This is a genomic window from Aporhodopirellula sallentina SM41 (genome assembly GCF_000346505.1).
GTDB classification, from domain to species: Bacteria; Planctomycetota; Planctomycetia; order Pirellulales; family Pirellulaceae; genus Rhodopirellula; species Rhodopirellula sallentina.
Genome location: NZ_ANOH01000153.1, coordinates 1 through 12,068, shown reverse-complemented (window position 1 = coordinate 12,068; position 12,068 = coordinate 1). Strand labels below are relative to the sequence as shown.

Annotated in this window: 11 protein-coding genes and 1 tRNA gene; 6 read left to right on the top strand and 6 right to left on the bottom strand. The window is 56.2% G+C overall.

Annotation, left to right across the window (positions count from 1 at the left end; translation table 11 throughout):
- The 3 genes from RSSM_RS10075 to RSSM_RS10065 form a co-directional block, all read right to left on the bottom strand.
- Positions 1-1,136: hypothetical protein (locus RSSM_RS10075; RefSeq protein WP_008677509.1), on the bottom strand; the 1,136-nt coding region annotated here is incomplete at its 3' end.
- Positions 1,133-2,140 carry an ABC transporter permease gene (locus RSSM_RS10070; protein WP_144059703.1) on the bottom strand — a complete coding sequence of 336 codons (1,008 nt, stop codon included), beginning with the start codon at positions 2,138-2,140 and terminating at the stop codon, positions 1,133-1,135. The genes RSSM_RS10070 and RSSM_RS10075, both read right to left, overlap by 4 nt.
- A gap of 279 nt (positions 2,141-2,419) precedes the next feature.
- On the bottom strand, positions 2,420-4,897 hold the full coding sequence (locus RSSM_RS10065) for a type IA DNA topoisomerase (protein WP_044302118.1): 2,478 nt from the start codon (positions 4,895-4,897) through the stop codon (positions 2,420-2,422).
- A gap of 460 nt (positions 4,898-5,357) precedes the next feature.
- Between RSSM_RS10065 and RSSM_RS10060 the strand changes: the two genes are divergently transcribed.
- Both RSSM_RS10060 and RSSM_RS10050 read left to right on the top strand, forming a co-directional pair.
- A tRNA-Arg gene (locus RSSM_RS10060) sits at positions 5,358-5,431 on the top strand.
- Positions 5,432-5,781: 350 nt separating this feature from the next.
- Positions 5,782-6,060 carry a hypothetical protein gene (locus tag RSSM_RS10050; RefSeq protein ID WP_044302109.1) on the top strand — a complete coding sequence of 93 codons (279 nt, stop codon included), beginning with the start codon at positions 5,782-5,784 and terminating at the stop codon, positions 6,058-6,060.
- 276 nt (positions 6,061-6,336) lie between these two features.
- Here the strand turns inward: RSSM_RS10050 and RSSM_RS10045 are convergent, their stop codons facing one another.
- Positions 6,337-7,956 (bottom strand): sigma-54-dependent Fis family transcriptional regulator, encoded by a 1,620-nt coding sequence (locus RSSM_RS10045; RefSeq protein WP_008677500.1) that lies wholly within the window; start codon positions 7,954-7,956, stop codon positions 6,337-6,339.
- Positions 7,957-8,171: 215 nt separating this feature from the next.
- Here RSSM_RS10045 and RSSM_RS10040 point away from each other — a divergent pair, with 215 nt between their 5' ends.
- From RSSM_RS10040 to RSSM_RS10025, 4 genes are all read left to right on the top strand, one after another.
- Positions 8,172-8,744, top strand: coding sequence for a carboxymuconolactone decarboxylase family protein (locus RSSM_RS10040; protein WP_008677498.1), 573 nt, complete (start codon positions 8,172-8,174; stop codon positions 8,742-8,744).
- Between the two features lie 109 nt (positions 8,745-8,853).
- A complete protein-coding gene (locus RSSM_RS10035) occupies positions 8,854-9,483 on the top strand; it encodes a pyridoxamine 5'-phosphate oxidase family protein (protein WP_085979992.1) in 630 nt (209 codons plus the stop codon).
- Positions 9,480-9,974, top strand: coding sequence for a nuclear transport factor 2 family protein (locus RSSM_RS10030; RefSeq protein ID WP_008677494.1), 495 nt, complete (start codon positions 9,480-9,482; stop codon positions 9,972-9,974). The genes RSSM_RS10035 and RSSM_RS10030 overlap by 4 nt, the downstream gene beginning before the upstream one ends.
- A 51-nt stretch (positions 9,975-10,025) precedes the next feature.
- Entirely contained in the window at positions 10,026-11,027 is a 1,002-nt protein-coding gene (locus tag RSSM_RS10025; protein ID WP_008677492.1) for an alpha/beta fold hydrolase, read from the top strand.
- A 286-nt stretch (positions 11,028-11,313) separates the two neighbouring features.
- On the opposite strand, the gene RSSM_RS10020 is transcribed toward RSSM_RS10025, so the two are convergent.
- Together RSSM_RS10020 and RSSM_RS34655 are read right to left on the bottom strand one after the other, a co-directional pair.
- Complete coding sequence (locus RSSM_RS10020) at positions 11,314-11,847, bottom strand: c-type heme family protein (protein ID WP_008677491.1); 534 nt, start codon at positions 11,845-11,847, stop codon at positions 11,314-11,316.
- Between the two features lie 14 nt (positions 11,848-11,861).
- On the bottom strand, positions 11,862-12,068 hold a 207-nt coding region (locus RSSM_RS34655), incomplete at its 5' end, for a hypothetical protein (RefSeq protein ID WP_236621057.1).

The window sequence follows — 12,068 nt, the reverse complement described above, 5'->3', positions numbered from 1 at the left end:
GGTTCAATCCGCTGGCCCGCCCGCCGAAGTCGAGCCTGTGCATCAGCCGATGTCCAAATCTGGCTCCACGCCTCGCGGATGCGTTCGTTGTCGACGATCGCCTCACGCAGGATCGTCCTTAGCAACCGCTGAGCCTCCGGGTCGCTCGCGATCGTATTGGCAACATCGGCGATCTCACTGCGGAGTTTTTCGTTGGCGGCCAAATCGCGGATCATGTTTTCGACCGCCACGGCGATTTCATCGAGATGATCTTCGACGATCGGAACGACCTCCTCATCGACAAATCGACGCCACTCTTCCACAACGAGTTCGCGTTCGGGCAACGGCGACTTGTCGTAGATCGCCCGCCATCCAAACCGCCATAATGACGCACGGTTCCAAACCTCGCGACCGATCGACTCCGCCGGCTCTTGCCCATGAGCGCGAACGATCGGCAGAACCTCCTCACGCACCAACGGTACGATCCGTTCGCGGACGATTTCCTCTCGATAGCGAGAAACCAACGCATCGATCTCGTCACGATGCCGCTCCACCGACTCGACCATCGCCGATTCAATGATCGGGACTGTTGCTCGGGTGGATTCGACGATCAACGGCATGATCTCCTCCGCGATCGATTCGGCATGCAGATCGAATGCTCGCTTGAGACGTTGTTGCAACTCGGCTCGCTTTTCCCGCGGCATCAACGTCGCCAAAACATCCTCCATCCGTCCGCTGTTGCGATGCACCGTGAACGTTGCCGAGTCTGACCACGCGTCGGGATCAAACATCGAAACCGTTATCTGATTGGCGGCCCCTTTTTCGATCCGCACCGACGTCACATAGCCGACCTCATGCCAATTTGAAACCGAATGAGGATCCTTCGCTTCGATCCCCTCGTCGGCCTGAGGAGCAAACACAACATCGCCGACGTTCACGACTCCCGTCGGATCGGCAATTTCGAAGTCCTGATTGGGCGACCACAGCGATCCCAACATTAGCGACGCGGGACTCGCTGAAGAATGCTCTGTGACTGCTGCTGATGGATCGCCGCCCCGTTGCTCTCGCACGCGACCGCTGATCATCCAACCGCCGCCGAACAGCAACACGATCGCCCAAAACGCGATCCCGATCCAGACTTGCTGTTTCTGATTCATGTCGCCGCCTCGGACGTCTGCATGCTGCGAAGCCGGTCGACGTAGACCGCTCCGATAATGATCACGCCGAGCAAAATGTTCTCGACCTGGTTCTCCAGTTCCAATGCCGTGCACCCGAGATTGATCACCCCCATGATCAACACACCACACAGTGTCCCCACAATGCTGCCCCTTCCCCCGAGCAACGATCCGCCACCAATCACTACCGCCGCGATGATTTCTAGCTCCAATCCCATTCCTGCCGTCGCATCGCCTTTCTCCAACCGTGCGATGTCGACGCATCCCGCCAACCCAAACAACGCACCCGCGATCGTATAAACCAGAATCTTCGTCCGCGTCACTCGGACACCACACAATCGCGCGGTCGCCTCACTTGACCCGATCGCAAAGACATGTCGACCGAACACGGTCTTGTGCAACCCGATGGCAACGACAACCGATAGCCCCAAGGCCAACCAAACGCCCCACCCAAAGTTCGGCAGCGGATACGCGTACGGGATCCACATCGGGTCGGGATACTGCGTCACCATCGAGCGCAGCCAATCCGGGATCGTCTCGCGAGGCGGCGTGATCGTGCCGCCCTGATCACACAGGAATTTACCGATCCCCATGAAAATCGTCATCGAACCGAGAGTGATGATGAACGGAACCAACCGCAACGAAGCGATCAACACTCCGTTAAATAACCCGCACGCCGCCCCGGCGAGAACCGCAAAGAACACCGCGGCATAGATCGAGTAACCGTAATCCAATGTCACCGCCGCCACGCAACCGCACATCGCCGCCGCCGTTCCCGCGGACAAATCGATCCCGCCGCTGATAATGATCAGCGTCATCCCGAGCGACGCGATCGCGATCTTGACGCTCTGAACACCGACCAACCGCGCCGACGAAGTCGATGCAAAATTGCCCTCTGTCCCCATTATCCACTCGGCGACCGCGAACACGATCACCACGATTAGCAACGCGAGCATCGGACCGAAAAGACTAAGTATGCGTTTCACTGAAAACATGGATCTCTTAAAAGACGGACCCTTCAACGTGGATCACGGCGCGGAAACGGATAGAAAGATCAGGCGGCATTCTATCGCAAACCGGGCGCAATGAGTTTTGCCTGCACACTTTTTTCAATGCCGCCGGCCCGTTTCGCCTCGCTGATTCCCGGCACGAGAATCCCAGCACTAAAATACCGATACCGTAGCCCCTAGCACACAAAAGCCCCCAGCACACAAACCGTCCGGCGACATAGGCAAAGATCATACGCGGCAAAAGAGTCACCAATCTCAGAAGTTAAATCGCACCTTGCCATCAACCAACTTCAACTCCGCGTCAAACTTCTTCCCCGCCTTCGACGTGAAGCCTTTGATTAACGGCGTCTTCCCCTTCTTCAACAGCTTCTTCGCGTTCGTCATCGAGATTTTCCGGCCCGACATCGTCTTCCAAATCGTCAACCCGCATCCGTCCCGCCATCGACTGCAACTGAACGATTTCGTCTGTTCGATCACCGGACTGCCACACAACGGACACACACCGATCGACGCCTCACCGCCCTCGCTCTGCTGTGCTGGACTTTTTGTTGAACCCTTCGGTGTCTTCTGATTAGCATTTTTCGCTTTGCTGCCTGCCGAATTTTTCCGACTCTTCGACCCCGCGGGCGTCTCGACTGTCGATTGCTCGTTTCCGGTCGGAACAGGCACCTCCACAACGACACCGTTCCCGTTCATCGTCAGCAAAAACGGAGCCTCGTCATCGACCACCACCGGCGTGCTGACAGATCCGATCTGCAGCAGTTCACGCACCTGCACCATCGACAGCCCCACGCCTCGGTAGTTCGGCTCGAGCACAAAATCACATCCGTTTCGCCACCCCGAACATCCAAACGCCTTCTTGCCCGCGATGACCGGTTCCCCACAACGGGGACACGGACCGTAAACGCTTTGATCAATCGACGCCGCCGATCCTGCATGCACGATCTCGCGTGTGTATTGCTCGATCTCACGCATGAAAACATCGGACGAAAGTTTGCCGAGTTCGATCTGTTTCAGTTTCGCCTCCCATTCCCCGGTCAGCTCAGGCGATGTCAGGTTGCGATCACGAACGATCGCGATCAGATAACGGCCGAGATCCGTGGCAAGGATGTTCTTCTTGTCGCGAACGATGTACTTCCGGTTCAGCAGCGTCTCGATCGTGGCGGCTCGCGTCGCGGGAGTCCCGAGGCCCTTTTCCTTGAGAGCTTCTCGCAGCTCGGCTTCCTCGACCATCTTGCCGGCCGTGTCCATCGCCCCGAGCAACGTGTTTTCGGTGAAGTGTTTCGGCGGCGAAGTTTCTCTGGGTTTGATAAATGGTTGGTGTGGCCCTTTCTCGCCGCGAGTGAACTCCGGCAACGCTTGCGGTTCGTCCGATTCGCCGCCGCGTTTCGCTTTGCGAGGATACAACTCCGTCCATCCCGGCACGGTGACCCGAACACCTCGGGCACGAAAGCCCACTGCGGCGGCCTCCGCGTCAACGGTCGTCACTTGCTTTTCGCACGCCGGATAGAATGCCGCGATGAACCGCACCACGATCACGTCGTAAACCTTCTGCTGCCGATCATTGAGCACGCCCGCATTCGCTCCGGTTGGAATGATCGCATGGTGATCGCTGATCTTCGCGTCGTTGACGATGCGTCCGGTGAAGGGCAACGACGCGAGGTCGAGTTTGCCAATCTCTTTCGGTTTGAGTGACTTCAGTTTCTCAAGGACTTTCGGCACGTCCTTCTTCATGTCTTTGCTGAGGTACCGCGAATCGGTCCGCGGGTACGTGATCAGTTTCGCTTCGTAGAGCGACTGGGCAGCCGCGAGTGTGTCGGCGGCGGAGATTCCGTATCGCCGGTTCATGTCCCGCTGCAATTCGGTCAGGTCGTACAACTGTGGTGGCTGTGCCTTTTCCAGTTTGCCGGTAATCTTCTTCACCTCGAGCGGTTCGGCGTCCGCCGATTGACGCACCTGTTCGGCATCATCTTCTTTGTCGAATCGCTTGCCCGTGTACCGAAACTGAACGTCGCGGTAGACCGTCATCAACTCCCAAAACGGCTGCGGTCGAAACGTTCGAATTTCGTCGTCTCGTCGGACGATCATCGCGAGCACCGGAGTCTGCACGCGTCCCAAACTCCACAACAGTCCCGTTGCAACACGTTGGGAATCGGATTCGGATTGACTCGCCGCGGGCACCCCGTTTCGATAACGGACGGTGTAGTTGCGTGTCGCATTGAGACCGACGATCCAGTCCGCCTCGCTGCGACATTTGGCGGCGGCGTACAAATTGTCGTAGTCCGACAGAGGACGAATCGACGCGAAAGCCGACCGGATCGCAGACGGCGTCAAAGAACTGAGCCATAAACGCTCGGCCGGTTTTCGCGTGCACTTGGCGAGCGTCATGATGTAGCGAAAGATCAACTCGCCTTCTCGCCCCGCATCCGTCGCACAGATCAACGAGTCAGCAGACTGAAACAATCGCTTGATCGTCGCAAATTGTTTCTTTGCACCGTCATCGCCACGCAACCGCAGTTGAAATTTGTCCGGGATGAAAGGCAACGATTCGAGCGACCAACGTTTCAACGAGGGATCGTAATCCGCAGGCTCTTTGAGTTCGACCAAGTGCCCGAACGCCCAGGTCACCTGGTAGCCGCCACCTTCAAAATAACCGTCGTGCCGCCCGGACACATTCAAGTAGGACGCCAAGTCTCTCGCCACCGAAGGCTTCTCGGCCAGAATCACCTTCACCCCAACTCCTTCGCATTGAAACCGCAAGTACGAAACCGCACGTACGAAACCACAAGAGAACGATCATACCGACCGCCAGACAAAGCGTGTGCGCTAGAACGTGACCTGAGACAAATCCAATAAGATGCGGTTTCACACCCAGTTGCCAAATTCTCTGCCCAGCCAAACTCTCTACCCAGCCAAACCGTCTCCCCAGTTGCCAAACCCGGCCGCCCCCGGCATAATTCCCGCCCGCAGCACAAAAGGCAAGCCTTTTCGTTGTGACCGAATCGCCAACATGGCCGAGTCAATCGAAGCAGTTTTGACGCAGTCGGCACAGGTTCTCCAATCGGATCAACCGGCGAAGACCTATCACGATTCGCCAAACTCGACGCGTGAACCATTCGAAGTCACTTGCCCTGCGAACGAAAAAAGTACATCATACGCGAACGCGTGCAAAACACGCCCGCCAACCAAACACGCCTCCGTAGCTCAACTGGATAGAGCACTGGTCTTCGGAACCAGGGGTTAGGGGTTCGAATCCCTTCGGGGGTACTCTTCACGATCTGCGGAATTGGCCGACCGGCCAGTTCGCTCTTCGAGAGTCCTTCTTCGGCCGAGCTGGCCAGTTAAGAAACGCCGTGGTTGAGGCGTTTTTCAAGTTTCGGTGTTTTGCCCGAAACCTCTCTTTCGAACCGCGCCGTACCGGATTCGCATGAGCTGCGTCCGTCTCACCGGTTTTGCCTCTGCGAACTATCGCGCTCACGGTTCACAAAGTGGCTGCTTGTTGCCGCGCCGTTTGCTTCCGAACCACCGAACCCGACGGTTCATGTTCGGCTCGGGTTAACAGGTGGGCTTTGCGGGCTACGTTCTATCAGTATCCCATCACAACCCAGGAGCCAAACTTGTTTCGCACCGAATACGCTGTGCATTTGCGATACGCAAAGGGCCTGGCCCACTTTAGCCGCGAGGAGCAACTGCCGTTCGCTCCATTTGTTGGGCTCGACGTCCTTGACGATGTGCTGGGAGAATTCAAGCTGGATCACGTCGCTTGGCATGCGGGCAGCTCGATGTTCCTGTGCCAAGGAACCGTTAATCGAAACTACTGGAATTTGCGGCAGGCTCAGCAAGCCATGAAAAAGGCGGGTTGGACCGAGGAGCCCGACGCTCGTACGCCGGATTGAGCAACCTGGCCCATTGGCCTCCGCGATGAATGACTACTCGTGGCTCGGGCGACGGACAGTAGCCTGCGTTGTCGCGAGGCAGTAACTCGCAAATCGGCACCGTCGGCCAGTTCGCGTGCACAAGTGATGGCCCCTCAGACAAGCCGCCTTCTTCGATACTCTGCATCCGCCACACGATGCGACGAAAGAGCTATTTGCGATTGGCTGTGTACGTTGTTTCGCCGGTGACTTCAGCGTAGACGCCGCGAGAAACAACAGCATCTCATTGTCACAAGATCACGATTCCGAGTTGCGCCTAACATTGAATTTCTTCATTCGCGAGGCCAGAGTCGTTGGCTTGATGCCCAACAATTGAGCGGCACCATTGTCGCCCGAGACCTTACCGTTGCATTTTTTTAAAGCTCGGCGGATGTTGTCGGCTTCCAGAGCACGGACTTCCTGTTCCGTCATGACGTTGTCGTCATGACGCGAAGAGCTAGCAGGAGAATCCGTCGGAGGGTTGTTGGCGTCATGTTGCAGGTCGAAACTTAGCCGCCCGGAACGAGACGTGATCAATGCTCGTTCAAGAACATGCTGCAATTCGCGAATGTTGCCTGGCCAAGAGTGCCTTTGCAGTTGGGCGATGTTGGCCTTCGTTAGCCGTGGCGATTCACGACCGACTCGCCGGGCCACCGCCTTAAGCAAGTGTTCGGCCAACAGTGGAATGTCTTCGGTACGTTGCGATAAAGGTGGCAGCTCAATCGGAAAAACGCTGAAGCGGTAATACAAGTCGCTTCGAAACGATCCCGCTTCGCTTTCGGCCTTCAAGTCACGATTGGTTGCGGCAATGATCCGCACATCGACATCGCGAGTTTTTTCTTCGCCGACGCGTTCGAGTTCACCTTCCTGCAGCACTCGCAAGAGCTTGCTTTGTAGGTCAAGCGGAATCTCACCGACTTCATCCAAGAACAAAGTCCCGCCATCGGCCAACTCGAACCGGCCGACCCGATCACGCATCGCGCCAGTAAAACTGCCTTTGACGTGGCCGAAGAACTCGCTGTCGTAAAGTTCTCGTGGGATCGCCGCACAATTGACTTTGATCAGCGGCCTGTCTGCCCGGGCCGAACGTCGGTGGATCTCGCGAGCGACAAGTTCCTTGCCAGTGCCACTTTGTCCCGTAATCAGAACCGTTGATTGCGTTGGTGCAACCAAGTCGATCTGCTCGGTGACCTTACGGAGACTCGCACTCTTGCCGACGATTTCGCCAAACGCATGCTCCTCGCGAAACTGTTCTTGAAGGTATTCATTCTCCATTTCCAATCGCTTGCGCAGCGATTCGATCTCTTCCCACGCCATCGCGTTGCCAAGCGAAGCCGCAGCATGGTCCGCTATCGTGCGTAGCCAATCAAAGTCTTCTTCACTGATGGTGGACCGCGAGAACACCGCGAGAACCCCCAGCACTTTGTCGCGATGCATGAGCGGTTGGCCGCCAAATCCGCGGATCCCCTCGGCCTCGAACCATGCCGGCTCGGCGATCCAAGAGTGCTCTCCTTCAATCGCTTGAACCTCCAGCGGCGTACCGGATGCAGCAATCTTCCCCACTTTGCGAACACCGATAGGAAACCGCTGAAAGTCGCCCTGCGTCTTTGTCAAATCGCGTTCGGGTTCCACGACGGATCGCCCGGCGCTAGCAACAAGGTGCAGGCATTCAGATTGGTCAGGACATTCCGGACGCATACGACAGGTCTCGCAACCAAGTCCGGGGCGGCGCAACCAGATCCGAGTGAGCGCTACCGATTTTGAAGCCGCAATTCGATCCACGATCAACCGCAGCGCGTCGCCGACATCATGCCGCTGAGCCAACTCCAGGAGCAAACATCTTGGGTTTTCGATCAGCGGTGAATGATGTTCGAGCATGGCCCAAGAATACACGAATTTTCGTGAACAGCCAACGACATTTCGTAACTCACGATATTTCGTAATGCGAGTCCACCAAAACCAAAACTCGCTAGTCATTGCGGACAAAGGACTTACGCATTCCGCAAGTCTTTGGCACGGGGTTTGTGTAAGGAAGACATCAGCCGACGCCGTGTTCGGCACCTTCTACCAACTCCTTTCCAAGGACCCTGACCATGACTCGCATCGCTCCTATCGCTCGTGACAACGCCAACGAAAAATCTCAAGCTCTGCTCGACGGCGTGCAAGCCAAGCTTGGCATGACTCCCAATCTGATGAGCACGTTTGCACATTCCTCCGCCGCGCTGGACGCCTACCTGAAATTCAGCGACGCCCTCAGCAACGGTGACCTGAACGGGAAGACTCGCGAGAAGATCGCACTGGCGGTCGGTCAAGCGAACGATTGCCAGTATTGCCTGAGTGCCCATTCGGCGATCGGCAAGATGGTCGGCCTTTCACCCGAGGAAATCCTTGACGCTCGAATGGCGGGCGCCAGCGATACCAAGACCGACGCCATTTTGAAATTGTCGGCGCAGATCGTTGAGACGCGAGGCAAGGTCTCGGACGCAGACGTCGCGGCGGCGCGCACTGCCGGCGTGACCGACGCCGAGATCACCGAGGTCGTCGCCAACACGGCGCTGAACCTGTTGACGAATTACTTCAACCACGTCGCCGAAACCGAAGTTGACTTCCCGGCTGCCGAACCGCTCAGTGTCGGCGAAACCTGCTCGGCGGGATGTGCACAGTAGCTCCCGATTGGCCCGCAGCATCGGTATCCACCAATGTCAACAGACCGCTCATCCGCGTCCCGTGATTTCGCAATCGCGGATGAGCTACCGCCACTCAAAAGGAATGACCATGACTGCGAGCAATGCCGGCGACATCGTCTTTACTCCCGCCGTCCGCGCCGCCCAACAGCAGCGCGGATCGCGGGAGATGTACGAGAACATGGATCGCGACGGTGGATTCCCCGGCGAGATCAACGAACGACTTGCAGCCTTCATCGCCGCACGTGATTCGTTCTATGTCGGCACGGCCAACCGCCAAGGCCAGCCCTACATTCAGCATCGGGGTGGGAAAAAGGGCTTCCTGCAAGTGCTGGACGAACGGACGCTCGCCTTCGGTGACGTTGCGGGAAACGCCCAATACATTTCGATCGGAAACCTATCAGAAAACGATCATGCGTTCCTGTTCCTGATGGACTACCCAAATCGACAAAGGGTCAAGATATGGGGAACCGCGGAGGTCGTGGAAAACGACGACGACCTGCTTCAGCGATTGACCGTCGACGAGCGTCCAGAACGAGCGATTGTATTTCACATCACGACCTGGAACTCCAACTGCCCTAAGAACATCGCACCGCGTTGGACCATGGACGAACTGGACGACCGAATGCAAACACTCACCGATCAACTCGAAGAACTCAAGCGTGAAAACCGTTTACTCAAACGACAACTCAAACAACACCAAACCGGAGTCAACCAATGATCGAGACTCAAGACGTGATGCAACCTTCCCCCACGGATATCAAACCGCCGTTCAATCGTGAGACAGCGGCCGCGAAGGTCCGCGCCGCGGAGAACGCGTGGAATTCGCGAGACCCGGACAAGGTCTCGCTAGCCTACTCGGTGAACAGCCAATGGCGTAACCGAGACCAGTTCGTGACGGGCCGAAAAGCGATTCGAGAGTTCCTCGCAGACAAATGGAATAACGAATCCGAGTACCGACTTGTAAAGCAACTTTGGGCTTTCGAGGGCAATCGCATCGCGGTTCGTTTCCAGTACGAGTATTGCAACATTGAAGGGCAGTGGTTTCGTGCTTACGGAAATGAGAACTGGGAGTTCGACGACGATGGCCTGATGCGTCGTCGCGAAGCCAGTATCAACGACTATGCGATTGACGAATCGAAACGCAAGTTTCACTGGGCACTGGGTCCACGTCCGACAGACTCACCGGGTCTGGGAGAGACTGTGATATAGCCAGACCGAATCCCAACCCAATCTCCTTCAATCGAATCATTAGAGCGAACCATGCGACACACAACCAATTTCACGACGAAACTGATTTCACTTCCAACACTGGCCGTATCCATCTTTTTGGGAACCATCACGAACACAACAACCAATGCCCAGACCTATCAGTCACATACCTCGAAGGCGGAAGTGACCGAGGTTCGCCATGGCTACGAGACCGTCGACGGCCTGCAGATTTTCTATCGCGAAGCCGGCGACCCGAGCAAGCCGACCATCGTTTTGCTGCACGGTTTTCCAGCCTCGTCACACCAGTATCGCAATCTGATCCGTGACCTCTCGGATGCCTACCATTTGGTTGCACCTGATTATCCCGGGTTCGGCGAAAGCTCGTTTCCTCCCGCAAATGAATACGAGTACACGTTCGACAACCTCGCCAAAACGATGGACAACTTCCTGCAACAGCGGGGACTGAAAGAGTACTCGTTGTTCATCCAGGATTACGGAGCCCCCATCGGTTTCCGAATCGCGACAGCTCACCCTGAACGCGTGCAAACGCTGCTCGTTCAAAACGGTAATGCATACGAAGAGGGCATCGCCGAAGCCGGATGGGCACCCATTATGAAATACTGGAAAGACAAATCTCCGGAGAATGAGAAAACGATTATCGAAAACGTCTTCACGCTCGAAGGAATGAAGTGGCAGTACACACACGGGACACGCAACCCGGAAAACATCGCTCCGGAGACCTGGAACCTGGATTACATGAAGATCTCGCGTCCGGGCCAACACGAAGTCCAGCTTCGTCTGTTTTACGATTACCAGAACAACATCAAGCACTATCCAGAGTGGCAGGCGTACCTTCGTGAAAACCAACCGCCCGTGCTGATCGTCTGGGGCGAACACGATGCGTTCTTTCCCGTTCCCGGTGCGGAAGGTTATCGCCGCGATGTGAAAGACGTGGACTTCAACATCCTCAACACCGGTCATTTCGCACTGGAAGAGGAGTGCCCCTTCATTGCCAAGAAAGTGCGTGAATTCCTTGGGAAACGCATCAAGTAATCATCGTCAAAAGAGCCGTCGAGCGGTTCTGTCTTGGCAGAAACACACTGAACACCACCTGCTTGGATTCTGAAGATGAATACGAAATTGATTGAAGCCTTGCGTCTGGTCGTCGCGGACAGGCGTCGTACTCACCGGGTACACGACCTCACCGGGTACACGACCTCACCGGGTACACGACGCCGCCGGCTACCGGTGAAACGAAGTGGTCAATTGATCAAGCGGAATTCGGCTGAATCAAGAGTCAGAGAAGTCCGCAAACATTTCATTTGCGGCTGCGTGCGAACTAGCGAGATCGTTGCAGTGGCATCGAGATTGACAGACCTGCCGTTCGGTCCTCGGTGCTGGTTCGATGTTTAACGTGACATTTCAAGCACTGCGAGGCCAACCGTATCGGGCCGGCGAAACGGTAACGGGATTCTTCGATCGCCTCATGACTGGGTTTGCCGCTCTTGAGTGCCCTGACGGCAGCTCGTTCAAACTCGTCCTCGGGTTGGTGATCGACATTAATGACATCGGTTTCGACGATCAGCCATTTCAGACGCACGTTGTAGGTCGTAGCCAGTTCTGCAAATACGTCCTCTAACGAAGCCGACGGGATGTCATGCGAATTGTCTTCGTCGAAGAAGTCTCGATGGACGACTTGCAGCGTGCCATGAATGGTTTCGTGCAGCAGCCGAGCTCGGGCGCGAGCTTCGGTGGCGTTGGTTGGAGATGGAAAGGTTTCCCGTGCTGGTTCCTTCGCAGGTTCGTCCGCTCGCAACGGATACAACGCGAACGAGCACGCAAAGCAGAGCAGTAGAAGTAGCTTGGCGTTCATTGTCGTTTCCTTGATCAATTCATGGTTGCGAATGCATCCGCGCTTGTGAACACGCGTTTGTGAACGTCGCGGGCGAAAGACTCTTCGGTTGCCAGACTTCGCCCGCTACCGTCAACAACTCCGCATCGATTCCGACAGGAATCAGGCACATTGCAAACGGTCGGGCTGACAAACTCATTTACCAACAACCGAGCCACCGCACGGCCAAGTCGAAAGTGGCG